General features: G+C 46.4%; 23 protein-coding genes, 3 tRNA genes and 1 pseudogene. 14 read left to right on the plus strand and 13 right to left on the minus strand.

What is annotated here, in order from left to right; all coding sequences use genetic code 11:
• Nucleotides 1-760: 760 nt before the first annotated feature.
• The gene (locus tag O1Q74_RS17445; protein ID WP_334311368.1) at nt 761-1060 is read right to left on the minus strand and encodes an ATP-binding cassette domain-containing protein; all 300 of its coding nucleotides are present in this window, start codon (nt 1058-1060) and stop codon (nt 761-763) included.
• 271 nt (nt 1061-1331) lie between these two features.
• Between O1Q74_RS17445 and O1Q74_RS17450 the strand changes: the two are divergent.
• Nucleotides 1332-1451 (plus strand): annotated as a pseudogene (locus tag O1Q74_RS17450) (IS3 family transposase); the annotation flags it as partial.
• 378 nt (nt 1452-1829) lie between these two features.
• Here O1Q74_RS17450 and O1Q74_RS17455 read toward each other — a convergent pair.
• The 5 genes from O1Q74_RS17455 to O1Q74_RS17475 all read right to left on the minus strand — a co-directional run bounded on the left by O1Q74_RS17455 (nt 1830) and on the right by O1Q74_RS17475 (nt 6858).
• Nucleotides 1830-1905 (minus strand) — tRNA-Gly (locus O1Q74_RS17455).
• A 293-nt stretch (nt 1906-2198) separates the two neighbouring features.
• Entirely contained in the window at nt 2199-3677 is a 1479-nt protein-coding gene (locus tag O1Q74_RS17460) for a hypothetical protein (RefSeq protein ID WP_271874830.1), read from the minus strand.
• 221 nt (nt 3678-3898) lie between these two features.
• A complete protein-coding gene (locus O1Q74_RS17465; RefSeq protein WP_271874831.1) occupies nt 3899-4825 on the minus strand; it encodes a D-2-hydroxyacid dehydrogenase in 927 nt (308 codons plus the stop codon).
• A 54-nt stretch (nt 4826-4879) separates the two neighbouring features.
• Nucleotides 4880-5287 carry a DUF6138 family protein gene (locus O1Q74_RS17470; protein ID WP_271874832.1) on the minus strand — a complete coding sequence of 136 codons (408 nt, stop codon included), beginning with the start codon at nt 5285-5287 and terminating at the stop codon, nt 4880-4882.
• A 521-nt stretch (nt 5288-5808) separates the two neighbouring features.
• On the minus strand, nt 5809-6858 hold the full coding sequence (locus tag O1Q74_RS17475; RefSeq protein ID WP_271874833.1) for an NAD(P)-dependent alcohol dehydrogenase: 1050 nt from the start codon (nt 6856-6858) through the stop codon (nt 5809-5811).
• A 151-nt stretch (nt 6859-7009) separates the two neighbouring features.
• Between O1Q74_RS17475 and O1Q74_RS17480 the strand changes: the two genes are divergently transcribed.
• From O1Q74_RS17480 to birA, 8 genes are all read left to right on the plus strand, one after another.
• The gene (locus tag O1Q74_RS17480) at nt 7010-7624 is read left to right on the plus strand and encodes an MFS transporter (protein ID WP_271874834.1); all 615 of its coding nucleotides are present in this window, start codon (nt 7010-7012) and stop codon (nt 7622-7624) included.
• Nucleotides 7625-7954: 330 nt separating this feature from the next.
• On the plus strand, nt 7955-8125 hold the full coding sequence (locus O1Q74_RS20415; RefSeq protein WP_442953149.1) for a DUF1963 domain-containing protein: 171 nt from the start codon (nt 7955-7957) through the stop codon (nt 8123-8125).
• Nucleotides 8126-8288: 163 nt separating this feature from the next.
• Complete coding sequence (locus O1Q74_RS17485; RefSeq protein ID WP_271874835.1) at nt 8289-8732, plus strand: acyl-CoA thioesterase; 444 nt, start codon at nt 8289-8291, stop codon at nt 8730-8732.
• A 3-nt stretch (nt 8733-8735) separates the two neighbouring features.
• Nucleotides 8736-10253 (plus strand): AMP-binding protein, encoded by a 1518-nt coding sequence (locus O1Q74_RS17490; protein ID WP_271874836.1) that lies wholly within the window; start codon nt 8736-8738, stop codon nt 10251-10253.
• Nucleotides 10216-11433 carry a thiolase family protein gene (locus O1Q74_RS17495; protein WP_442953150.1) on the plus strand — a complete coding sequence of 406 codons (1218 nt, stop codon included), beginning with the start codon at nt 10216-10218 and terminating at the stop codon, nt 11431-11433. Before O1Q74_RS17490 ends, O1Q74_RS17495 begins: the two co-directional genes overlap by 38 nt.
• Nucleotides 11434-11435: 2 nt before the next feature.
• Nucleotides 11436-12221, plus strand: a complete 786-nt coding sequence (locus tag O1Q74_RS17500; RefSeq protein WP_271874838.1) for an enoyl-CoA hydratase/isomerase family protein — start codon at nt 11436-11438, stop codon at nt 12219-12221.
• A gap of 35 nt (nt 12222-12256) precedes the next feature.
• Nucleotides 12257-13261: a zinc-dependent alcohol dehydrogenase family protein gene (locus tag O1Q74_RS17505; RefSeq protein ID WP_271874839.1), complete on the plus strand. Its 1005-nt coding sequence runs from the start codon at nt 12257-12259 to the stop codon at nt 13259-13261.
• Nucleotides 13262-13430: 169 nt separating this feature from the next.
• Nucleotides 13431-14390: a bifunctional biotin--[acetyl-CoA-carboxylase] ligase/biotin operon repressor BirA gene (birA, locus tag O1Q74_RS17510; protein ID WP_271874840.1), complete on the plus strand. Its 960-nt coding sequence runs from the start codon at nt 13431-13433 to the stop codon at nt 14388-14390.
• A 58-nt stretch (nt 14391-14448) separates the two neighbouring features.
• Here birA and O1Q74_RS17515 read toward each other — a convergent pair whose 3' ends face one another.
• On the minus strand, nt 14449-15156 hold the full coding sequence (locus tag O1Q74_RS17515; protein ID WP_271874841.1) for an SDR family oxidoreductase: 708 nt from the start codon (nt 15154-15156) through the stop codon (nt 14449-14451).
• A 289-nt stretch (nt 15157-15445) separates the two neighbouring features.
• Between O1Q74_RS17515 and O1Q74_RS17520 the strand changes: the two genes are divergently transcribed.
• From O1Q74_RS17520 to O1Q74_RS17530, 3 genes are read left to right on the plus strand one after another with little or no spacing between them, the layout of a single operon-like run.
• Nucleotides 15446-16120: an energy-coupling factor ABC transporter ATP-binding protein gene (locus tag O1Q74_RS17520; protein WP_271874842.1), complete on the plus strand. Its 675-nt coding sequence runs from the start codon at nt 15446-15448 to the stop codon at nt 16118-16120.
• On the plus strand, nt 16117-16734 hold the full coding sequence (locus tag O1Q74_RS17525) for an energy-coupling factor transporter transmembrane component T family protein (protein WP_271874843.1): 618 nt from the start codon (nt 16117-16119) through the stop codon (nt 16732-16734). Before O1Q74_RS17520 ends, O1Q74_RS17525 begins: the two co-directional genes overlap by 4 nt.
• A gap of 32 nt (nt 16735-16766) precedes the next feature.
• Nucleotides 16767-17315 (plus strand): biotin transporter BioY, encoded by a 549-nt coding sequence (locus O1Q74_RS17530; protein ID WP_271874844.1) that lies wholly within the window; start codon nt 16767-16769, stop codon nt 17313-17315.
• Between the two features lies 1 nt (nt 17316).
• Here the strand turns inward: O1Q74_RS17530 and O1Q74_RS17535 are convergent, their stop codons facing one another.
• The 6 genes from O1Q74_RS17535 to orn form a co-directional block, all read right to left on the minus strand.
• Nucleotides 17317-18207 (minus strand): DMT family transporter, encoded by an 891-nt coding sequence (locus O1Q74_RS17535; RefSeq protein ID WP_271874845.1) that lies wholly within the window; start codon nt 18205-18207, stop codon nt 17317-17319.
• A 21-nt stretch (nt 18208-18228) separates the two neighbouring features.
• Nucleotides 18229-19002 (minus strand): 2OG-Fe(II)-dependent halogenase WelO5 family protein, encoded by a 774-nt coding sequence (locus tag O1Q74_RS17540; RefSeq protein WP_271874846.1) that lies wholly within the window; start codon nt 19000-19002, stop codon nt 18229-18231.
• 516 nt (nt 19003-19518) lie between these two features.
• Complete coding sequence (locus tag O1Q74_RS17545) at nt 19519-20064, minus strand: hypothetical protein (protein WP_271874847.1); 546 nt, start codon at nt 20062-20064, stop codon at nt 19519-19521.
• A gap of 538 nt (nt 20065-20602) precedes the next feature.
• A tRNA-Gly gene (locus tag O1Q74_RS17550) sits at nt 20603-20678 on the minus strand.
• Between the two features lie 76 nt (nt 20679-20754).
• Nucleotides 20755-20830: transfer RNA gene (locus tag O1Q74_RS17555), tRNA-Gly, on the minus strand.
• Nucleotides 20831-21076: 246 nt separating this feature from the next.
• Entirely contained in the window at nt 21077-21619 is a 543-nt protein-coding gene (gene orn, locus O1Q74_RS17560; protein WP_271874848.1) for an oligoribonuclease, read from the minus strand.
• A 305-nt stretch (nt 21620-21924) separates the two neighbouring features.
• Between orn and rsgA the strand changes: the two genes are divergently transcribed.
• Nucleotides 21925-22974: a small ribosomal subunit biogenesis GTPase RsgA gene (rsgA, locus tag O1Q74_RS17565; RefSeq protein ID WP_271874849.1), complete on the plus strand. Its 1050-nt coding sequence runs from the start codon at nt 21925-21927 to the stop codon at nt 22972-22974.
• Nucleotides 22975-23118: 144 nt separating this feature from the next.
• A complete protein-coding gene (asd, locus tag O1Q74_RS17570) occupies nt 23119-24147 on the plus strand; it encodes an archaetidylserine decarboxylase (RefSeq protein WP_271874850.1) in 1029 nt (342 codons plus the stop codon).
• Nucleotides 24148-24149: the final 2 nt, after the last annotated feature.

Raw genomic sequence — 24149 nt, forward strand, 5'->3', positions numbered from 1 at the left:
AGTACGTCTCATCCCTACTATTTCACGTTCTCCATCTCTGACGTCCTTTTGCATCCCTTCATAAAATACGCGCACACATCCTGCCGACACATTTATCACCCGGATATTGTTAATAGCCCACGACACGCTCGGCAATGCGAGCGACGTAGTCAAAAGAACAATTGAAAGCAGTATTTTCCTTGCGTTATCCATTTTACGCTCCATTTAAAGTCCATAATATCCATCATATTTCAAGTAGCCTGTACGTTGGCAATACTCGGCTCATCTCTGAGCCTCGCCCTGAGGGGCCACCGCAAGCGGCGTTCAAATTGACTAAGCCAATTTGTCCTTACTCAACCCAGTCGCTTACTGGTATATGCTCACGGGACTCACGCAGTTGGCCTCCTACCTGCAACTCGAATTAGTGAGGTTTATATAGTGCTGATTTAGCCTTAAGTTGATTTAGCCTTAAAACAACTATTAATGAGAAAAATGCAGAATATATTCAGAACAACCAATTCTATATTCAACAAATTATCTACGTATTACTCCAATAACTCTAAATAATTTCTTAAATATTATAAAACCTGAAAAAACCCAGTCTGCATTAAGCGATCGGCATTAATCGCCAAACCAAAGTTATACGCTAAATAATTCAAGTTTGTATGAAGTCGGCAACAACACACCTCACCAAGACAGATAAATGACTTGGGTGGCTGAGTGCGTCAACGCACAAAAATTTTTAAATACGACAGGATGTCACCAAACAGACTAAGCGATATCAATCATAACAACAGTTCCTGATGAAAAACAACCAACGCGTAAAGAAATAAAGCATACATGTAACAAAAACTATTTCAGAAAGATGCTTGATCCACCCTGAAAATAATAAACGCCCGGAGGCCCATTGATAGAGTAAACCAATGATGTTGAGCAAAATGCTTTTGCCGGAACCCGATGCGCCCACGATCGTACAGCGTTGCCAGGCAGTAATAGACTGTAAAATATTATGCAGCGCCGATTGAAAAGAGACACCTGGACAGTAATCATTTGAAATAAATTGCAAACAATTCAGATCCATTATTCTTTCCCCCTTGCCTCTTTGCTGCCCCCCGAAAATATTACACCAATAGACCAACTCATTGGTTTTCAGTGAATGATGCTATCCTTGCGCAGGTCCATAGTCACGCTACTGCAATAGATTCAGCCACCAGCGCCGAATGCTCGTTCTGTAGTGATGTGATGGATGTCCCTCCCTCAGCGCAAGTCCTACCACACTTATGCTGAGTATTCTTTTTTCAGAGGTACTGCATCATGAACGCGATGGGTAAAGCAGTTATGTGATGGCCTGAACAGGCAAACGTTGGGATTACCTCGTCGTTGTTCTCGACTTATTCGCAAGGAAATCGGTGGGTTGGGCAATGTCGTTCTCACCGAACAGCAGACTGACCATCAAAGCTCTGGAAATGGCCAGAAATGATATTATCTTATATAACCACGAACACATTAGCGGATCTACTGAATTGGTGTCTGTACATATCTCATCTCACCACCAGACAGGAAAAATGCAACTCCCTTAATATCAATTGCAAAAATGGCATTTACACTACAGGCAAGGAACGGACTTTCATTATTATTAATGCATCTACAGCGGCATACTCTCAGATGAAAAATAGATCTAAACAACGACTAAAAAACAGTTCTCCCCTCGCCTACACAGATAAATAATACGCAGGATGAGATATTATAATTCAGACAGATAAAAAATTTTTGAATTCCAGGAAGAGGCCTGAAAAAATTCAATCAGAGAATGGCAAAATGAAGGTTTTAGGAAGAACGATGAAGAACTTTGGAGCGGGAAACGAGACTCGAACTCGCGACCCCGACCTTGGCAAGGTCGTGCTCTACCAACTGAGCTATTCCCGCAGAGAATAGGATTGATTACTTTTTTACTTCAGTAAACCACACTGGAATTAAAATTTATCAAATCCTGCTGAATCACATGTAACTTAATGAATTTAATCATTATTTACTCATCTGGCGATTCAACGGTCAGCATTATGTACCAATCAACTGAGTGTGGCAAGCCCTTTTCACTGAGAAACATTATCGCTCAATTGTGATCAACGCTAGCGCTGTGGAAACGAAACCATGATCCCGCTTCCACAACCAGACCGCCTGACGTTAAGGCGGCCTGATATTTCATTGTCTTCTGCGTATCAGGATTTTACGCTGCTAACCAAGGTTTGCTTACAAATGTGCCCGAAGGTGACATGAGTGACATTATTCCCGCCAACACCAACACCGCTCTGAGCAGGGACTTCAATACGCCATGCACCCACATCGTAGGTTGTTCTCCACGTATTAATATAACCCTGGCTGTAGTCCTGGAACTGCGTCGTGTAATCAGCATAACAGTTATCCAATTTCACAGACCCAGAGGCGCGCCCATTTGAATCAGTGATTATTCCGTGAGCATTGGCGGCATTAAACTCTAACTCACCGTTGTTTTCTCGTTGGTCGAGTATAAGAATCGCCACGATATTTGGAATACCCGCGCCAGTTGAATCCGCCATCGTGACTCCCCAGGTCACATCCCGATAGGCTTGCGTGGTCATGAAACCATACGCTGTCGGTGCTGAACTTGGGATACGCAGAACGGTACTTTCCCCCGAAACAGAATGGGTAAAATTGGTAATTTTAGAACCCAGCGTTAACTTATATTTCTGAGATACGGTCGGCAATCGTGATGGATTAGGCAGCACTCTCACCAAAATTTTCTCATTCGGCTGAGATGGAATGATCGTAATTTCCTGTGCGGTATTACGGGTTGTCCAGCTATTACCCCCATCAGTGGAAGACGCCAGTAACCAGTTGTTATTGGTTCCACTCGTCACGCCATTCAAGCGAAGTAAAACATGCTGGCCACGGGTTGCAGTAAAGACATAGTAATCCGCATCAGAATCGCTATCAGAGTTAGCCTCAATTTCCCTCAAACTATCAGACATCGGGGTGGCTAGAGAGGGAATATCATTTAGCTCATAGTCATCAACATTCGTATTAACGATAGCGCCAAAATTAAAACCGGAGCCATCAGCGGTATTGGCCTCCATAAACCAGTAATAGTGCCCCGGCGGCGTTAAATCTAACGTAGCCTCATCAGCATTTCCCGCTTGATTGGAATAATTAATTGCCGTCACATTATTCTGGCCATCATCACGCATCAAGCTAAGTGCAATGTCTGTTTCAGGACTCATACCTACGACGAAAGCGGTGGTTTTAGAACGCTGAGTAATTTCAAAGTGATAACAGGCGCTACCTCCACTTTGTAGCCCATCCAGCGTATAAATTGAATTTACGGCAAGGGTTGGACACAAAGGAGTGAATGCAGCGTTATTCGCAAGAGGTTGGGTGCTGGATAACGGTTTTTTTTGCGCGCTTTTTGCATCAGCCTGCGCAGTTGATGCATTAGGGGAAATAACGACAACCCCCTCATTTTCCGCTTTATGAAATTTATAATTACTTGCAGCATGCGCTTGTATACTATTAGGGGCATCAAATACAGAAACCGTGCCTTTCTTTTGCAGTTTCCCAATATCCTTCACTTCGACAGAAACGCTGGTTTCAGCAAGCGCTGAACTCATACAAAATGCCAGTCCAGCTGCCGCAAGACATAAATTCAAACGATGATATTTCATCCCAAGATTTCCTTATTTTTGAGTATTCTCAAATAGAACGCAGACTTATTATTTAGAAATTAACAAATAATCATTTTTAGCGAGAGTAGTATTACACTGACACGCCATACAATCTCAATAAATTTTTACAAAAATATTTAAAATGAAACATTATAAATGCGTGAATTAAAATTATTATCAAATAAATTAATTCACGCATTTATAATTATCGAGATTATTATTTAATATTCTCGATGAAAATCCACTTCACCACGCAGCGTATTATCAGCCTGAAAGCGAGCAAGATTATCCAGAAATAATCGTCCCATCAGCCCTGGCACCATCGGTCCGGCAATGTGCGCCGTCAACGTTAGATTCGGCATGTTCCAAAATGGGTGACTGTACGGTAGCGGCTCTTGCCTGAAGACATCCAGTACCGCTCCCGCAATCTGTCCATCACACAGCGCCGTCTGTAAATCATCATCCACCACGGCGCTACCACGCCCGACATTGATGAACAGCGCAGAAGGCTTCATCGCGGCAAACAGACGGGCATCATAGATATCGGTGGTTGCCGGGGTATCAGGAAGAAGGTTGATGACATAATCGGCCTTCGTTACCGCGTCGGGTAGATCCGCTAAGCTCATGATCTGTTTAAAATCCGGTCGCGGTCTTAGCGTACTGACGATGCCATATAGCTCGACGCCAAAAGGCCGTAGAAAGCCAGCAACCTCGCAGCCGATCTCTCCGGCACCGACAATCAGCACATATTTATCTGCCAGCGATCCCGGTAAACGGTGATCCCAGCGTCGTTCTTCCTGACTGGTTTGCCGTTCCCCCAAACGCAACTCATGTCTGAGCATATAAGCAGTCACATATTCGGCTATTGGCTGCCCAAACACGCCAACGGCACGAGTTAAACGATAATCACGCGGTAGCCCATCGGCCAGCAGCGGCTTGAACCCCGCCCAGGTAGACTGTAACCACATCGGTTTAGCCCCCTCAGCCAGCAATGCCGCAGCGGTATCAGGCTCGCCCAACCAAATCGGACAGCCCGACGCCTGCTCCGCCGTACCGTTTGAAAGCACGAGTTCAAGCTCCGGCGCCGCATGATTTAAGACAGAGCCGATCTCATCGGCACGAGAGTCCAACAGCAGAATAGCAGTCATAAACATGTTCCTTTATGGGATGAAACCCTACGGCCTCACCCACCGTTATTACATTTAAGATTTGGCCGAAGCCTGAATAAGCGACGTTAATAACGCGCCGCGCTTCGCTTCCGATTTTTTCACCAGTGCGGCGAGTTTCTTCGTATTACCCCAGATCAGATACAGAACATGTTCGATCACGGCGGGTTCCCGTAGCCAAACTTCGTCGACCAGTTGTTCGAACAGCGTGTCATCCTCTAGCGCAGGCAACATATTCAGTTTTAACCCTTCTGTCGCATGGCTCAGGCAGGCGGCCAGCGTGGCCACACGCTGTACCGTCACGCTATGCTTATCGAAAAACGCCCGAACGTTTGCAGCGACTCCGTCGGCATCACGTTTTGGCTCTGGGGATATTTCCGTGCGGCTCGGCGTATAATCCAACATCACATTGTTATGGATGCCCATGTGCAACGTGGTTCGCACAATGACGTCATTGGCATCGACCTTTTCTCCAGCGCTTCAAACCACTCGTTGATTTCAGTAAGCGATTTATCCCGCATAGAGAGAGCAAGTGGTGGTGATACCCCGGTTTTGTTTGAATGCCTGTCCGTTATTTTTCTCTTTTCCCTTGTTGCTCGCAGATGAGAGGTTGCCCCAAAGCACGGTATTGATGGTATCTACCACCCGCCCAAAAGGTAGCACGAAAGCACTATTTTTTGCCTTTCTTGTCATGCTGTAGCCGTGAGAGATAGAAAACGAATCAGGAGAGCTAAATCGGTATAAATACTTATTTTAAACTGTCTTTTCGCTGTGATAGAGAAGGAAAATCAACGCGTTGGGGTAACAATGAAGAGTATCGACGAATAGTAACGCATTCTGGCGTCTCTGGTGACGAGAAATTACGACAGCGTGGTTTTTCTCATGATGTCGAGAAGGCGTGATAGATCACTTGATGATAGTCCCACTGCACCGGGAGGAAGTCAGTGCAGCAGAACCCAGGCCAATCAGGCGTTCAGCGTGGCGTTATCAATAACGAAGCGGTATTTCACATCACCTTTGAGCATCCGCTCGTAGGCCTCATTGATTTCATCGGCGCGGATAAGCTCAATATCAGAAACAATCCCGTGCTCGGCACAGAAATCCAGCATCTCCTGCGTTTCAGGAATGCCGCCAATCATCGATCCCGCCACCGTACGGCGTTTCATGATCAGGTTGAACACGTTAGGAGAAGGATGCGGCGATGCCGGCGCACCGACCAGCGTTAGCGCGCCATCACGCTTCAGCAGCACCAGAAACGTATCCAGATCGTGTGGCGCGGCAACAGTATTCAGGATTAAATCGAAGCTGCCCGCGTGTGCCGCCATTTCTTCCACATTACGAGACACCACGACCTCATTGGCGCCCAGCGCCTTGGCATCTTCACGTTTGGATTCAGACGTGGTGAACGCCACAACATAGGCTCCCATAGCATGCGCCAGTTTGATCCCCATGTGGCCAAGCCCGCCGATCCCTACGACGCCGACCTTCTTACCCGGCCCGGCATTCCAGTGGCGCAGCGGCGAATAAGTCGTAATCCCCGCACACAGCAGAGGTGCGACCGCAGCCAGTTCCGCCTCAGGGTGTCGGACGCGCAGCACATAGCGTTCATGCACGACAATCTGCTGAGAGTAGCCGCCGAGCGTCCAGCCTGGCTCATCCGCCGTCGGGCCGTTATAGGTACCGACCATGCCATCACAGTAGTTTTCTAAGCCATCATCGCATTCTTCGCAGTGTCGACAACTGTCCACGATGCAGCCGATACCCACCAGATCGCCCGCCTTAAAAGCGGAGACATGAGCCCCAACCGCAGACACCCGTCCGACGATCTCATGGCCGGGCACGCAGGGAAACTGTGTACCTTCCCATTCAGCACGCACCTGATGCAGGTCCGAATGGCAGATACCACAGTACGCAATGTCAATCTGGACATCGTGGGCTCCCGGCGTACGACGGACAATCTGCAACGGCTCGAGAGGTTTATCGCCCGCATGGGCTCCATAGGCGTGTACAAGCATGGCTATTTCCTTTTCTGTTGAGAAACCGATCATGTTGAGACATTGATCATGTTAAGAAATCGAATATTTTCCTTAATCCCCCAGCAGACAGGTATAGCATTCCGATGGTTTTCTTGCCTGATCCGATGAATTGCCCCATCAGAGAGTCATTTTGGTCAACGCCAGCGAAGCGCCTAACGCAATCAGCGCAACCCCAATCCCTTTTCTCCCGACCATCGCCTCTGGCGTGCTCTGCTTTTCCTTCTTTGATGCCAGCATACTGGCGCTCTTTCCGCTTTACGGTATGGAACAAGGCTTAGACGAAAAGTCCGCAATCTTATTGGTTACGCTCATTTTTCTGGGCGATGCCGTATTTCAGACGCCGATTGGCTGGCTGGCAGACAAATGCGGCATTATCAAAACCCACATAGCCTGCGGCATCCTGTTCTGTGTGATGCTGGTATTGATCACCTTCTCATTCTCCTCCCCTGCACTTCTGGTTCCCGTCTGTATCGTACTGGGTGCCGCCGCAGGCGGGCTTTACACGCTGTCTCTGGTACGGGCGGGTCAGAAATTTGCTGGTCAGCGACTGATCGTGATGAATTCCCTTCTGGGGCTGGTGTGGTCTGCGGGCAGCATCAGCGGGCCGCTGTTCTCTGGCGCAGCCATCACGTTTTACGGCTACGACGGCCTCATTGCTATCTTGTTGCTAACCGGCGTGCTGTTTGTCGGCATACAGGGCGTATTAAGAAAAGAACGCGTATCGCGTTCGCTGGGTGAAGAGTGAATGTCGGCATCAGTCTTACCAGACCAGCGACGGCCTGGTAAGCCTGAAAAAACCGATCAGGTCGATTGCCTGAGTCGCCCCATCTTGTACACAAGATGATATATAAGACTAGGCACAGGCCGTGCCATGATTTCCAATGCGGTGAAAATGCAGTAGACACAGGGATTCCGGCGCGTTAACGCCCCCAAAAAAGGCAAAACGTTACAAAAATGCATTATGGGTGATGCAGAGTGACTCGCTGTCAGTGCATCGTCTTCTTGCTGAGGCAGGCAAATGTGCAGGATGCCGCCCGTCTGTGCAGCGGCATGCGCTTTGCCGACCCGGCCTTCAATGCGAGAAGACGCTTGGGCAAAAGCCCGCCTTTCAACTGCATCCGAGAACCAGCGTCGCCTTACCCAGCTTTTTCAGTGGGATGGCGGCACGCTGAATTTCATCATCCATTGCACCGACTTCGCAGCCCAACACTTCGACCGTGTGTTGATGATCTGTGACTACTGGTGACGGCGGGTCACACTGGAAAATGTATAATAACGCTGTCTTTTTAATGAACTATCATGGTAGAAGACAGCTTTACTCATGGTTAGCACCTGACTAAATGGAGCGAATATAATGCAAGAAATTACTCCACTATCCTCAATCATTTTCTCTGATACAAAGGAGATGTATGAATAATAAGTATCCCGTAGGAAAATATTTTCAGGTCTCTATGCGAGATATCGACTTGAATGGACACGTACATAATTCTGTGTATCTGGATTATTTTGAAGATGCGATAGTCAACCAGCTCAGGGAAAATGAAATACTTCATCTTTTCAGGCCCAAAACATCGGGAGTTGCTTATCACGTCAAGCGCTGCGAAGTTGTTTTTATCAGTGAATTATCCATTGATGACATTGTCAAACCTCATGTGTATCTCAACAAAATCGGCAACAGTAGCCTCGAATTTGAAATACATTTACATAATGAGTCAACAAACGCGTCCAGTGCTCAAGGGAGTATTGTTTGGGTTTGTGTTAGCTTAGAAAGTGGACGTCCGATTAGCGTCCCTGAAGAAACGAGAAAGGCATTAATGAATGGCTTTGAGTCGGTAGCTAAGCAGGAAAAATGATTTATGCCAATTCATGATAAAGTTCGTTTTTACGCAGAACACAATGGCAACCAAATTGCAGTTAATATCGATGAAAATACGCTCACGTATAAAGCGCTATGGAATAATGCTTTAGCCCTCTACGGCTATATATCCGCTATTCCTACTGGTAAAAATGAAAAGCATATAAAAGATGCTAAAGTCATCGCTATCATGTTAGGGAATAGTGTTAGATTCCCTGAAGCATACCTCGCAGCAACAGTATTTCCTAACGTCTGTGCGGTAATCGACCCAAACATCCCCTATACTCAGCTCGCTGAAACGTTGGAGAAACTGTCCCCTGATTTGATCATTATTGGCTCAGACCGCAATGACATCCAGAATCTAGCACAAGCGTTGAAAATAGACTGCCTGTGCTATGATGATCCATTTTCGAAGAGTACGAAAATATCGTTTTTCGAAGATAAGAAAGATGGCTATTTCTTAATTTACTTTACGTCAGGAACAACGTCTTTTCCTAAAGCATTACTGCGTTCCAGACAATCCTGGCGAAACAGTTTTGACAGTGGATATACACTTTTCTTTTTAAATAGCGTGATTAACACCTTCTGTCCGTGTCCTATTTTTCATGGCATCGGACTTTATTGCCTGAATGAAACATTATATTCAGGATCGACATTCTACTCTTTGTCGAAATGGAATAATGATATCGCTTATAAGACGATCACTCGTCATTCCATTGATCGTCTGGTCGTCGTCCCCTCTATGGTCGTGTCTCTGGGGAAAATCTTTAGAACACACGTTAATGCACTTTCTAACGTGAAATACATCTTGACCGCTGGCGCAAAACTCGACATTAATAAATATCTCACTATCCGAGATATGCTGCCTAATGCCATTGTTCAAGAGTATTATGGCGCCTCTGAATTAAGTTTTATCTCCGTTTCACTATTGGATGATGAAAACATCGATGAATCCATCGACTCTGTTGGTTACGCGTTCCCCGGCGTTAACATTGTTATCCGTGATGAGCATGGCAATGCGCTTGCAAACGGAGAAACGGGATATATTTACGTGAATAGCGAACTCATTGCCGACCGTTATTTATGGGGCGATGATGGCAAGGCCTTTCACGTTACCCAGAACGGGGCAACGGTCGGGGATATGGGGTATATTGACGAGCACAGACGGCTCCATGTTCTTGGTCGAACCGGCGGCATGATTTTAACCGGCGGTTATAACGTCTATCTTTCCGAAGTCGAGAAAGTGCTTCGAAGCATGCCGGAAATCGATGAAGCTATCGTACTCGCCATCGCTGATGAATATTTAGGAAGTAAAATCGTTTCCATCATCGAAGGTCATATTCACCATTATTCTGATGTAGTGGCGTATTGTTCCACTCACCTGCCAAGATATAAAATACCGAAAGACGTCTATACGATAAATAAATGGCCAATGACATCGAGCGGAAAAATTAAACGCAAAGAACTTGAGAAGATGATCAATAGTAAAGAGGCATCCATTGTTAAATTACCAACCTAATCAAGACAACGAGCCGATCATCGTGAATGCTTACAGAACGCCTGTAGGCAGAGCCTATGGCTGCTTGTCTGGCCTGAGCGTAATTGATTTATTGGTTCCGCTCATTAAAAAGCTCATATCCGGCAGTGAGTTAGCTCCAATAGCTGTTGATGAAGTCTTCATCGGTAACGTCACTGGCTGCAATGGCAATATTGCCAGGTTAGCTGCACTGTCTGCGGGATTACCGCTCGAGGTTCCCGGAGTGACGATCGATCGCCAATGCGGTTCCGGTCTGGAAGCGATTATCCAGGCGGCTCGTTTTATTCAGGCCGGTGCAGGAGACTGCTATATTGCAGGTGGCGTCGAAAGCGTAAGCACAGCGCCTTGGCGAATAGAAAAGCCCTCATCACCGAAAAATCTGCCACAGTTCTATAACCGTTCGCGTTTTTCACCGGAGGAGATTGGCGACCCAGAAATGGGCGTGGCGGCAGAAAATGTCGCGGAAAAATGTGCTATCACACGGGAAAGGCAGGATCACTTTGCGCTACGCAGCCATCAACGTGCTGTTTCTTCCGCTATCAATGGCGTATTTAATGAAGAGATTGTCCCACTATCCGTTGGAAATCAGTCTATTTCCGCCGATGAATGTCCCAGACCCTCCACCTCATTTGAAGCGCTCTCCTCCCTTCCGTCCGCCTTCGTTCTTGGTGGAACAGTCACGGCAGGCAATGCTTGTCCGCTAAATGACGGTGCCTCCCTCGTCCTTATTATGAGCCGGAAGAAGGCCAGAGAATACGGCTATTCGACGGGGTTACGATTTCTGGATTCAGCCAGCGCAGGCGTGGATCCCAACTATTTGGGATTAGGCCCTGTGGCCTCAACGAAAAAATTGCTCTCCAGACAACCGTCTTTGCAGATGAGTATGATTAACGTTATTGAGTTTAATGAAGCCTTTGCCTCACAAGTTTTAGGTTCGTTGGATGCATTAGGCGTTGATGAACATAAAGTGAATCGTCAAGGCGGTGCAATCGCGCTGGGCCATCCCTATGGCGCTTCGGGCTCTATTCTGGTGACCAGGCTTTTTAGTCAGTTGATCCGTGCTCCCCAACATCAAGCAGACAAACAATACGCAATGGCGATGTTGGGGATCGCAGGCGGCTTAGGTCTCACCTCCCTGTTTGACATTGCGGAGACGATTTAAAGATGGATACCCCCTCTACTGAAATTACCTATACACGCTCCGGCGAACACATTGCACGGGTCACCTTAAATCGTCCTCAGTCCCGCAATGCCTATAACGCAGCAATGGTCAGGCACCTTGATGACATAATAAAAAAAACGGAAGAAGACCGTGATATTTGGGTCGTGATATTAACCGGCTCAGGAGATAAATCATTTTGCGCTGGAGCCGATCTGAAAGAGGCATTTGAAAATGGCGGTACGAAATTACTATCGAAGCATGGGGGATACCAGCCATTACAAAACATCAAACGTCAGAAATTATGGATTGCCGCCTTGAATGGCGATGCATTCGGTGGAGGTTTCGAACTGGCCTTACACTGTGACTTTATTCTCTCGTCCGCTGGCATCAAATTAGGTCTGCCAGAAGTTCGCCATAGCCTTCTCCCGTTAGGTGGCGGGATTCAGAAACTCGTCTCTTCTTTGCCTATAAATCTGGCGCGCGAAATTATTCTGAGTGGCGAAGCGATTGATGCCGAGCGCGCTTTTCAGTTGGGTATCATCAACCACATTGTTTCGCGGGAATCGCTGATGGCATCAGCGGAACATTTTGCCACCAGGCTATGTCGCAATGCCCCGCTGGCGGTACGTGCTTGTAACACACTCATCAGTGAAGTTAACCAGTGTAGCACGTCTGAATGGCTGCAACGGTGCGAGGAGGAACTCTCCGCCATCAGAAGTAGCCAAGACTATTCTGATAATCAGGACGCGTTTATAAAGAAAAAAATTCCGTTATGGCATGCCAAATGAGAACGTTTGAAAAATAGATAGCCAAGGATATTGATATGTGTAGTAAAGAAGAAAGCAAAACGTACACTCGGGCGTTCGTCAGAGAATTCGGGCTCGCCAGCAAATGCGTCGCCATCGAAAATTATATTCCTGAACCACTTTCCTCCGAAATGGTGAGTGTCAGAATGCGATATTCCACCATCAATCCATCGGATTTGATCACGATTTCCGGAGCATATAAATCAAGAATAGAACTGCCTTTTGTTCCTGGTTTTGAGGGCGTGGGGATAATTCGCGAGACAGGAACATCCGTCAATAATTTTGCGGTTGGCCAGCGAGTATTGCCGCTGGGCAGTATGGGAGCCTGGCAAGGCGTGCGAAACATTGATGCAAAGTGGTGTTTTTCTATTCCTGATGATATTTCAGAAGAACACGCCGCCACCGGTTATATTAATCCCATGACGGCATTCTTAATCATGTCGGAAAGATTGATAACCACCAACAACACGAGAATCATGATCAACGCGGCCAACTCGGCTATCGGTCGCATGCTTATCCGTATCGCCAACAACATGGGCATATATCCTATAGCCGTCGTCCGACACATGCCTGATAGCGACTTTTTTAAGGATTGCGCCGTCCAACGTATTCTGGTGTCCCATGCAGAAAGTTATCACCACGATTTAGCACAGATAAAAAAAGAAGGTGGCGTTGATGCCGTTCTCGACTGCATCGGCGGAGACGATGCTATGTGCACTTCTCGCGCCGTAAAACAGGGCGGGCAGTTTATTCACTATGGTTTATTATCGGGTAAAGCCATACCGACTGCATTCTGGAAAGAAAGACCTGATATCGATTTTTCCCATTTCCACCTGCGGCAATGGATCCACAATACAGAGAAACCATTAATTCAAAATAAAATTGATGAAGTCATGCAACTGATCCGAAGCCATGTTATTTACACCCATATCTCCGAGGTGTTTGACATTAAGGACTTATCCTTCGTGATACAGTCTATTATGGCGGGAAAAATAAAAGGGAAAGTTTTAATTACGTGTTAATTTTTTGTTCGCTTCCCAATCAGTAACATTGTTGGGATCGGCCGCAATAGGGTAAACTGTAAACCATTCATCAGCGACCGTGACACATCATGACCGATTTCTTCATAGCATCTAATGTACCCAGCACATCCCTTTCATCCATTAAGACAAATGTGGCTAAGGGACTGGCATGAAAGACCACACGATTCCGTTAAAACTCATCGCTATTCTCGCTGACGGAAACTGTCATTCAGGCGAAGATTTGGGCGAAGTCATGGGGATGAGCCGTTCCGCCATCAATAAGCATATCCAAACGATACGGGAATGGGGCATTGACGTCATGACCTTGACAGGTAAAGGATATTCGTTACCCAGCCCGATGCAATTGTTGGATGTAGAGAAAATCACTTCACTGGTTAACGGCGGTCACGTTTCCGTATTCCCTGTCATTGATTCAACCAATCAGTATTTATTGACGCGTTTGGATTCATTATCGTCCGGCGATACCTGCCTGGCGGAATATCAATCCGCCGGGCGTGGACGCCGAGGAAGACAATGGGTATCTCCTTTTGGAACAAATCTTTATCTTTCCTTATTCTGGCGGTTGGAACAAGGGCCCGCCGCAGCGGTTGGGGTCAGTGTCGCTATTGGTATCGTTATGGCTGAAGTTCTGCACAGCCTAGGAGCCGAGGGAGTAAGAGTGAAATGGCCAAATGATCTGTATCTTCATGATCGTAAACTGGCTGGTATTCTCGTGGAACTCAATGGCCGAACTGGCGATGCAGCGAATCTGGTCATCGGAATTGGCATTAATTTAACAATGCGAGAGTCCAATATTGACACAATAAATCAAGGATGGATTAATTTACAAGAAGCTGGTATTGATATCGACAGGAATACATTAGCGATCACGCTGATCAATGCGTTGCGTTCAGCACTAATACAATTCGAGCAAGAAGGCCTCGCGCCATTTGTTTCACGTTGGGAAGCATTAGACAATTTCTACAACCGTAACGTTAAACTCATTATCGGGGATAAAGAGATCTACGGTATCGGTCGGGGAATCGACAAACAAGGCGCTCTTCTTCTGGAAAGAGATGGCGAAATAGTGCCCTATATTGGCGGCGAAATATCCCTTCGAGGGGCCTGAGTTTTAAGGAGGAAACCCTTTCCTCCTACACTCAGTAGTCGCTGATCATTCACGGCTGTTACCTGGTAGCCTGTTTAGGCTTTCTTCCTATCGTTATCTGTTCGACGATCGCGGATGGTGAAAGCGACATAACAAAATCAATAGCACGGGTAATATCTGATGTAGCTATTTTTTCCTCATCGTTTAGCCCTGACCCTTCAGACATATCGGTATTTACCACATCAGGGCAAATAGTTGTCACTTTAATTCCCTGTTTTATAAGTTCTTGACCAATAGATAGACTATACCCAACTAATGCATGTTTGCTCGCCACGTAACCCGCAATTCCAGCATAGGATTTTATGCCGCAAATCGAAGCAATATTAAAGATCCATCCGGGATGGTAACGTCCCATGAACGGGTGGCACAGCTTACAAAGATGATGGATAGATGTCACGTTGGTATTAAGCATCGCGGAAAAATCATCTAACGCAGCAGAACGAGATCCTGGGAGAAATATCCCAGCGGCATTAACTAGAACATCAATGTGGCCTAATTCATTTATTGCTTTTAACACTTCTTTTTCGACAGCGGGAAAATCACAAACGTCAATAGCAATGATTTTAGATAACGTACCGAACTCTTCATTAAAATATTTCGATATGTTAACTAATCTCTGTTCATCTCTAGCCAGAATAATGAGATTATAATTTTTTTCCGCAAAGTATTTTGCCACATCATAACCAATCCCCCTACTGGCACCGGTGATAAAAGCAATTTTTTTCAAAATATAATCCCTTCGTATTGTGATAAATAAACACCATAAATACCTATCCAATATTGTTACAAAAAATGCTATTTATTGGTATAGCTATCCATTTATAAAATAACACTAAAATAGTGTGGCACAGTAAGAATGAAAAATCATAGCACAACACCTGATATATTCCCAATCATCTATAATTATACAATTATATTGTATCAACACGGAATTGCGAACAACAGTATTCACAGGCATACTGTATAAATAGCACCATTAAGAACGAAAAGCACGACACGGAAGGGGTAAATTATTTATGTTGGAGTTACGTAACGTAACGTCTACCTATGGCGATCGAGTTGTATTGAGCGACATAAATTTAGAGTTGAAAGAAAGGAGAATCGCGGTTGTTGGTAGCAACGGATGTGGAAAAAGCACCTTCGCACGCCTCCTAAATGGGCTACAGATTCCGAAAAGTGGAGACGTGTTGGTAGATGGTATAAATACCAGAACAGACGGAAAGTCAGTACGACGCAAAGTCGGGTTTGTCTTTCAAAACCCTGATAATCAGATTGTATTCCCGGTTGTTGAGGAAGATCTTGCTTTCGGAATGAAAAACCTTGGTTTTAGTAAGGACGAAATTAAGAAGCGCACAGAAGAGGCATTATCTCGTTACGATATGCTTTCGTTTCGGGAACACCCTGCTCATTTACTGAGTGGAGGACAAAAACAGCTCCTCGCTATTTCAGGTGTACTTGTCATGGATCCAAGTTATATCGTTTTCGATGAGCCCACGACGTTATTAGACCTGAGAAACAAACGTCGGGTTGCTGAAGCGATAGAGCGATTACCCCAAACCGTGATTGTTATATCCCACGATCTTGAATTTCTGGAAAATTTTGATCGTGTCCTGGTATTTGAAGGCGGACGTATCGTTATCGATGATGTGCCTTCCGTTGCGTTGCGAGAATACGTGAGAATGATGTCATGAGCCTTTCAGAATACGTTCCCGGCACATCACGCATCCATAAAGTCTGGCCTGGAGTAAAGCTGATGCTCTTGATGGTCGTGGGCACAACCCTTTTCATCGTTCCGCGGCTTGATCTGTCAATTACCGCGCTAATCGCCATCTTGCTGCTCTATTCTGCCGCCACGCTATCCATAACAACATTATGGGCTCAGCTCAGACCTGCCATCTGGATTATCGCACTTTTATTTATTGTTCAGGTTTCTCTGAACGACTGGCTTTCGGGAGCGCTTGTCGTCACTCGCCTTTCGGCCCTGTTGTTATTAGCGTCACTGGTCACCCTGACTACCCGTTCCTCAGATATGATCGATGCACTGGAAAAAGGATTAGCTTGGCTACGTTTCCTCGGCATCAACCCTGGGAAAGTGAGTTTAGCGTTGTCTCTAGCAATGCGCTTTATACCCGTTCTGGCATCGGTTACTGCCGAGGTGAGAGAAGCACAAAGGGCTCGTGGACTTGAAAGAAGTATTATAGCAATCGCCGTTCCCGTTATCGTACGCACACTGAAAATGGCCGATGACATCTCAGCGGCAATCGAAGCTCGGTCATATAATCCGGGCCATAAAAAGAAAAAATAAGTTCAATCCTAAGCAAGAGAGAAGGAATAAAAATGTCCACGAAAGATATTGTCTATATTGCGTTGTTTGCAGCTTTAACAGCGGCTTTAGGATTGTTCCCCCCACTAACGCTACCAATTATAGGTGTACCAATAACAGCACAATCCATGGGATGTATGCTCGCCGGTGCAATTTCAGGCTCGAAGCGCGGTGCCTTGGCCCTTGTGCTATTCTGCGTTCTGGTAGCCGTTGGACTCCCAGTAATGGCTGGAGGCAGAGGGGGGCTTGGGGTCTTCTTAAGCCCAAGTGGTGGCTTTATCCTAGCCTGGCCAATCGCCGCGTTTACCATTGGTTATCTCTACGAAAAGAACTTGTCGTCACTCACTATTTTAAAAGAAGCCCTATTTTTAGTGCTGGGTGGATTCATCATTATTTATGGGATTGGCGTACCTTGGATTGCCACATTCGCCAATCTTAGCGTCTGGCAAGCTGCCATTGGTTCAATCGGATTCATTCCAGCCGATATTTTCAAAATTATTCTTGTTATTTTAATCGCTAGATCGGTTCGACGTGCTTATCCAACACTTGAACCTCGACCCTAAGTTATTGTATTCGGAATCTGGCGGTTATAGCCCAATAATTAGCCGCCAGAATCATAGATGTTCCTACTATCGCCCAAATGGTTGGTCGGTAATTTTCTGTAATCGCGGAAATGACAAGCGCAACAAGAGGAACCAATAGCATAGTATAAGCCGCACGCTCGGGGCCCAGTCTTCCTATGACAGCAAAATAGGTTGTGTATCCAATAACCGATGGAAAGACAATAAGATATATGAGTGACCATAGATAAACAGGCGTCACATCAGACGTAAATTCCTGATGGCTCAATAAGGCATAAATAACAAGTAAAGAGGCACCATACGCCATTGAAATCCCTGTCATTGGAATCACTGCCACATTACGAGCATGCAGTTTTACCGCAATAATATTCGCAAGCGAAAATGCTAATGTTGCGCCAAAAGCATAACCGACACCTTCCCAGTGCCAACTATGTCCACGGAGTTCCGGCAGAAAGACCAAAATAATACCCGTTATACCTATAGTCGCGGCTATCAATGTTATTCGTGGAATTGGTGTTTTTAAGAATAGGTATGTATTTACAGGGTTGAGTATCACTACCGTGGAATAGATTAAAGCAATGAGCCCGGTGGTCATCAGAGATGCAGACTTATAAATCAACAAGAATGCAATCGAGAGTCCTAAAGCGCCTAGCCCGCCCATACCAACATGTTCACGCCAGCCATATCGCAGCCGGTTCCCTACGATTATGGCAATGAATAATAATAATATCGCAGCACCACCAAATCGATAAATCAATGAAATAATTGGTGGAACATCCGTTAATTGCAATTTTGCAGCATACCACGATGTCCCCCCCGTCAACACAGTCAGGATATATAGAACGGCTGTATTGGTGATGCGAAAACCTTTCATATAACATCCATTAAAATTAATTTATGACCATAAAACTAATTTGTAATTCTCTGAAAGACCAATAAAGGATCCCGTCGCAATACGAACCCCTTTCTCACCCACTGCATTAGGTAAAACAGCGTGGGGATTACTGGTATTAAAAATAACAACCGAGCCGATCATAGGCTTAAAAGCAAATGAATCACAACCCTCAACAAGTGAACTATCGTACGCTTTATACACTTTGTCTACAGACGTGAATTGATAAGGACGGTTGTAAATGACTGTTTCGCCACCTTTAGGAGACGCTGCATAAAAATTCCAGGCAAGCTGAGCTGATATATCACCAACAGACATAGAACCACGAGCAAATATAGGTGCATAGTCGACATGGAGGTCTGAACCACCTGATATTAAGCGAATAATACCTGCGAAATAAGAACCAAAATCTGGTTCAGCCGCAATCGACACAGCAAAATCGGTCTTCTCTTTCATTACCTGAATAAACCGAGCAACAGGATCAAATGATTTTTCGGCGACTTGCATGCGCTCATATTCAGCAGCGTTTACCTGAGCAAAGTATTCTTCCTTTGGGCGGTTGCGATAGTGGGAAAGTGGATTACCGAGATAAGCCCCTGGCTTACCAAATTCATAAGCTTTCGTCTCCATTTGAGATACAGCATCCGCAAACTGAGCAGCCTCCTCAAAGGAAGCAAAATTATTAATCACAATCGCAGGTATTTCATTATGGATGAGAGACTGAAGACTTTCTGAAGACAACTCGACTAATTCGTTCAACTTCCAGGTAGATTCCATACACTTCATCTCCAATTGCGATTAAGAGCTATTCTCCTTTGCACTATACTTTAGCATAGCCAATTATCAGTGTCGTATCTATCCATTATGCTCATCCGCTGTACGATAAGACGGTATGGAACTTAACATTAGTGCAGCGAAACAGAACCGCTGTTGAATAATTTCAGAAGCCTACATCATACTCGTCAACGTGAGACTTACAGCGTTATCACCGCCCTGTACTAAACACTCGCCACAGCCGTTACATCGCTCATTGTCAATCTCTGGCAATGGCGCGGCGGACTCAGGCACAGGCAGAGCCCGTTCTCGCGTTATACATTTGGCACGGTGATATTCGTTCGTCTTCTGAATGGCTGCATGAGTAATCTATAGTCACTTACGTTTCAACGTATTCTCCAATCCATTGACTCATATGCAACCCGACATTCTTGCGATTGCTCCCTTATGGCAATGCACATGATCTAAGATATCGCGTAAATTGCAGACAGTAGTCTGCAATTTACGACAAACAGTTTATTATTTCTTCATTTCAAGGCTTTTCATTTCCTCTTTGCTTAACCCATGCGTTGAACTGCTAATCACACAGTTATAAGCTTCACTTTCATTAATAACCATAAAAGTGCTCACCGGGTTTTTCATTTTTTTATCAACAGAGAAAATAATATAAGCATTGGGTAAGGAACTGGGTTTAAATGCACCGAATGAGTAGCTATCAGATAAACCGAGAGGGGATAAGTCAGCCGTTAATTCCATAGGCTGCGTACTGTGTGGCGAAGGGAACATAGACTTTGCTGACATCATCATTGACTGGGTATTAATGTTATATTCTGTTGTTACTTTCATGCCGACGTATTTGGATTCAGGCATATTCAACTGTTTTTCACACATTGCATCGTGCTGCGGGCTGGGCGTGCCATTTTGCAGGACAGCATGAACATGTTTTAATTCAACTTGGTCTTTTCCGGTATGTGCCTTTACCATATCATCTGCTTGAGCAAAACCGCTCATCAGCAGCGCCGCCGTTGCTACAACGTGTAAAATAGAGCTATTCATTGCATTCATTTTTCCATCCTCTTTTATCTGTAGGGATACCCTATGATCCATGACAACAATTCGTTATTTATTAAATAAACAATCGAAATGTCTCATGAAATTTAAATGATATTTCCCAGATAAAATCGAATAGAAAAAAATCACTAAAAAGCAATAATAACGTTGACCATTTTAAACGATGTGATTTTTATAAATGCATTCTGGTTATAAACATAGTCAATTTTTGATATTACGTCAAAAACCAACCAATACAAAAATAAAATAAAAACAGGAATCAGAATAAATATAATCAGGCTAAGTATTTAATAGAATAATTTATCTACAATATCAACGATAAAGGCACAACTCGAATGTACTTAACGATGTTCATCGAATACAACAATGGTGTATACCCGCCATACTTCAAGTTGCATGTGCGTTGGCTGCGTTCACTCACCGGAATCACTTACCTGATGTACTAACGGTATCGTTGCACAACGGAAAAACGAATAGATTTCAGGCACGACAGGGAAATTGATGGTACAAGAAAAAAGAGAGATGAAAAGATTGGAGCGGGAAACGAGACTCGAACTCGCGACCCCGACCTTGGCAAGGTCGTGCTCTACCAACTGAGCTATTCCCGCATATCGGACAGACATTAACAGGCGTTACGTCTGATTACTGCACACTGATTGTATGGTGACAAACAGTGATAAAACGTGGAGCGGGAAACGAGACTCGAACTCGCGACCCCGACCTTGGCAAGGTCGTGCTCTACCAACTGAGCTATTCCCGCCCGGGAAATCTTCATACGATGTTGAAGTTCTTTAATTGAAATTCTTCATCGGTATGGGGTGCGCATTATACGAGAAATCCGTTTAACCGCAAGCCCCAAAAAATGAAAAATTATCTGACTGCTGATAAAAAAAACAATATGTTGATAAAACAGACTCTCGCTGACAAAACAAACGTTGTTGCGTAGAGTTGTGGCGTAAATAGCAGCAGTTCGCTGCGCATCACGCCCTACCCCCGCTTACTTCATCTACAACCGCAGAAAATTCTCACGGTAATAAGCCAGTTCCGCCAGGGATTCGCGAATGTCGTCCATCGCCTGATGCGTGCCCTGCTTCTTAAAGCCCGTCAGAATTTCCGGCTTCCAGCGTCGCGCCAGTTCTTTGAGCGTGCTGACATCCAGATAGCGGTAGTGGAAGTAGGCTTCCAACTCCGGCATATAGCGGAACAGGAAGCGGCGATCCTGCCCAATACTATTGCCGCAGATCGGCGATTTACCCGCCGGCACCCATTTTTGTAGAAACGCCAGCGTTTCCAGCTCGGCAGCACGTTCGTCCGTGGTGCTGGCTTTGACGCGATCCGTCAGGCCGCTAGCGCCGTGTGTACGCACATTCCAGTCATCCATCAGCGCTAATTGGCTATCCGACTGGTGCACCGCCAGTACCGGCCCTTCGGCCAACACGTTCAGATTAGCATCCGTCACCAGCGTTGCGATCTCAATGATGCGATCGCGATCTGGGTTCAGGCCGGTCATTTCGAGATCGATCCAGATCAGATTATTTTCATCTACCATCGTGGGTGTTCCTGTTGCGTGGGTGTTACTGTTGCTTTGTGCTCTGTCATCGATACAAGGATAACAGTATCAGTCCCAGCGCAGATACCGACAAGGTGGTATCAGTTAATTAAAATCAAATAGGGTGTATTATACACCCTAAATAATTCGAGTTGCAGGAAGGCGGCGACGTAGTAAATCCTCAGGAGCTTACACCAGTAAGTGACTGAGGTGAACGAAGGAGCCAACGTACATGCAGCTTGAAGTATGACGGGTGGGGCGATAACGCGCTGCCGCGAACGATAAATCGTATTAAGTGAGGCTCAGTGAGCAAAAAGAAACTGTCGAAAGGTCAGCAGCGTCGGGTTAGCGCCAACCATCAGCGTCGCCTGAAAAAAACGGAAAGCAAAGTCGAATGGGAAGATAGCCAACTGGGCGATGCGCAGGAAGGCATTATCATCAGCCGATTCGGTATGCACGCCGATGTGGAAGCCGCCGATGGCGTGGTGCACCGCTGCAACATTCGTCGGACCATTTCATCGCTGGTGACTGGCGACCGCGTCGTCTGGCGACCCGGCCATGAATCGCTCGCTGGCATCAGCGGGATCGTGGAAGCCGTTCACCCCCGTCATTCCGTCCTGACACGTCCTGACTATTACGATGGCATTAAGCCGATCGCCGCCAATATCGATCAGATCGTGATCGTCTCCGCGATCTTGCCCGAACTGTCGCTGAACATTATCGATCGCTATCTGGTCGCCTGCGAAACGCTGGAGATCGAACCGCTGATCGTACTGAACAAAATTGATCTGCTGGATGACGAATCCCGCCAGTTTGTGGATAAATTGATGGATATCTACCGCGCACTCAACTATCGCGTGCTGATGGTGTCCAGCCACATACAACAGGGTATCCCTGAGCTGGAACAGGCGCTCACTGACCGTATCAGTATTTTCGCCGGGCAGTCAGGCGTAGGGAAATCCAGCCTGCTTAACGCGCTGCTCGCACTGGGTGAAGAACAGATTCTGGTGAATGAGGTTTCCGATACCTCAGGATTGGGACAGCACACGACGACCGCCTCCCGGCTTTACCACTTCCCGCACGGCGGCGACGTCATCGACTCACCGGGCGTGCGCGAATTTGGTCTGTGGCATCTGGAACCCGAACAGGTTACGCGTGGTTTCATCGAGCTACGCAAATACATCGGTTCGTGTAAGTTCCGCGACTGTAAACATGAAAACGATCCGGGCTGCGCCATTAACGCCGCACTGGAGCGCGGAGAGATTGCCGTAGAGCGCTATGATAACTATCACCGGATTCTGGAAAGCATGGCGCAAGTAAAAACGCGTAAAGGCTTTTCAGATACAGATAACTGACATTTATCATGACCATCGTTACAATGCGCCCCCTTTGAGAGTTAACGAATTCGCTGACTCTCTTTCTGGGCTACCGCTGACAACGTCAGACGTGTTTCCCAGACAGCTTATTTTATGGCGCACTATTAATCCAAGAGGCTCACCGTGCTGGATAATATCAAAATCAAATTACAGTATTGGCTTCCCAAGATCTGGCTGACCCGCTTAGCGGGCTGGGGAGCCAACAAACGTGCGGGAAAACTCACCAAGCTGGTGATCGATCTGTTTGTCCGCCAATACAATGTCAACATGCAGGAAGCGCAGCAGCCGGATACCGCATCCTATCGCACGTTTAACGAGTTTTTCGTTCGCCCTCTGCGTCCAGGTATTCGCCCTGTCGATCCCCATGCACACCGTCTGGTGCAGCCTGCTGACGGCGTGCTGTCGCAATTTGGCCCCATCACCGACGGCAAGCTGATTCAGGCGAAGAATCACGACTACACGCTGGAAGCGCTGCTGGCTGGCAACTATATGATGGCGGATCTGTTTTGTGATGGCCTGTTTGCCACCATTTACCTTTCGCCGCGTGATTATCACCGCCTCCACATGCCGTGCGACGGCGTGCTGCGCGAGATGATTTATGTGCCGGGTGACCTGTTCTCCGTCAATCTGCTGACGGCCGATAACGTGCCGAATCTGTTTGCGCGTAACGAACGCGTCATTTGCCTGTTCGATACTGAATTCGGGCCATTGGCACAAATTCTGGTCGGTGCGACCATTGTCGGCAGCATCGAAACCGTGTGGTCAGGTGTGGTGACGCCACCACGTGAAGGCATCATCAAGCGTTGGACTTACCCGCAGGCGGGTGAAGAAGGCGCCGTCGTACTGGCGAAAGGCGAGGAAATGGGCCGCTTCAAGCTGGGTTCAACGGTGATTAACCTGTTTGCCGCAGGCAACAATCTCCAGTTTGCCGCTCATCTGAATACCCTGAGCGTGACCCGTGTGGGTGAACCGTTTGCCGAAGTCCGTCAGGACGAACCAACGCCTGTCATCTTCCCGGAAGGAACCGAACTGGCAGCAAACGACGCCGCACCGTCGCCTGTCGTTGCAACGCCTGAGCCTGCTCAGGCTGAGGGACAAAATACTGCGATTGACGCGTCCGGCCAGACGGGCCACAAACCCGACGCGCCGTAACT

It is taken from the genome of Pectobacterium sp. A5351 (assembly GCF_028335745.1).
Lineage (GTDB): Bacteria > Pseudomonadota > Gammaproteobacteria > Enterobacterales > Enterobacteriaceae > Pectobacterium.

Excerpts from the sequence above, each read along its gene's own strand:
- O1Q74_RS17445 (WP_334311368.1), bottom strand. The coding sequence starts at position 1,060 with ATGGATCTGAATTGTTTGCAATTTATTTCAAATGATTACTGTCCAGGT.
- O1Q74_RS17460 (WP_271874830.1), bottom strand. The coding sequence starts at position 3,677 with ATGAAATATCATCGTTTGAATTTATGTCTTGCGGCAGCTGGACTGGCA.
- O1Q74_RS17465 (WP_271874831.1), bottom strand. The coding sequence starts at position 4,825 with ATGACTGCTATTCTGCTGTTGGACTCTCGTGCCGATGAGATCGGCTCT.
- O1Q74_RS17475 (WP_271874833.1), bottom strand. The coding sequence starts at position 6,858 with ATGCTTGTACACGCCTATGGAGCCCATGCGGGCGATAAACCTCTCGAG.
- O1Q74_RS20415 (WP_442953149.1), top strand. The coding sequence starts at position 7,955 with ATGCGAGAAGACGCTTGGGCAAAAGCCCGCCTTTCAACTGCATCCGAG.
- O1Q74_RS17485 (WP_271874835.1), top strand. The coding sequence starts at position 8,289 with ATGAATAATAAGTATCCCGTAGGAAAATATTTTCAGGTCTCTATGCGA.
- O1Q74_RS17490 (WP_271874836.1), top strand. The coding sequence starts at position 8,736 with ATGCCAATTCATGATAAAGTTCGTTTTTACGCAGAACACAATGGCAAC.
- O1Q74_RS17500 (WP_271874838.1), top strand. The coding sequence starts at position 11,436 with ATGGATACCCCCTCTACTGAAATTACCTATACACGCTCCGGCGAACAC.
- O1Q74_RS17505 (WP_271874839.1), top strand. The coding sequence starts at position 12,257 with ATGTGTAGTAAAGAAGAAAGCAAAACGTACACTCGGGCGTTCGTCAGA.
- birA (WP_271874840.1), top strand. The coding sequence starts at position 13,431 with ATGAAAGACCACACGATTCCGTTAAAACTCATCGCTATTCTCGCTGAC.
- O1Q74_RS17520 (WP_271874842.1), top strand. The coding sequence starts at position 15,446 with ATGTTGGAGTTACGTAACGTAACGTCTACCTATGGCGATCGAGTTGTA.
- O1Q74_RS17525 (WP_271874843.1), top strand. The coding sequence starts at position 16,117 with ATGAGCCTTTCAGAATACGTTCCCGGCACATCACGCATCCATAAAGTC.
- O1Q74_RS17530 (WP_271874844.1), top strand. The coding sequence starts at position 16,767 with ATGTCCACGAAAGATATTGTCTATATTGCGTTGTTTGCAGCTTTAACA.
- O1Q74_RS17535 (WP_271874845.1), bottom strand. The coding sequence starts at position 18,207 with ATGAAAGGTTTTCGCATCACCAATACAGCCGTTCTATATATCCTGACT.
- O1Q74_RS17540 (WP_271874846.1), bottom strand. The coding sequence starts at position 19,002 with ATGGAATCTACCTGGAAGTTGAACGAATTAGTCGAGTTGTCTTCAGAA.
- O1Q74_RS17545 (WP_271874847.1), bottom strand. The coding sequence starts at position 20,064 with ATGAATGCAATGAATAGCTCTATTTTACACGTTGTAGCAACGGCGGCG.
- orn (WP_271874848.1), bottom strand. The coding sequence starts at position 21,619 with ATGGTAGATGAAAATAATCTGATCTGGATCGATCTCGAAATGACCGGC.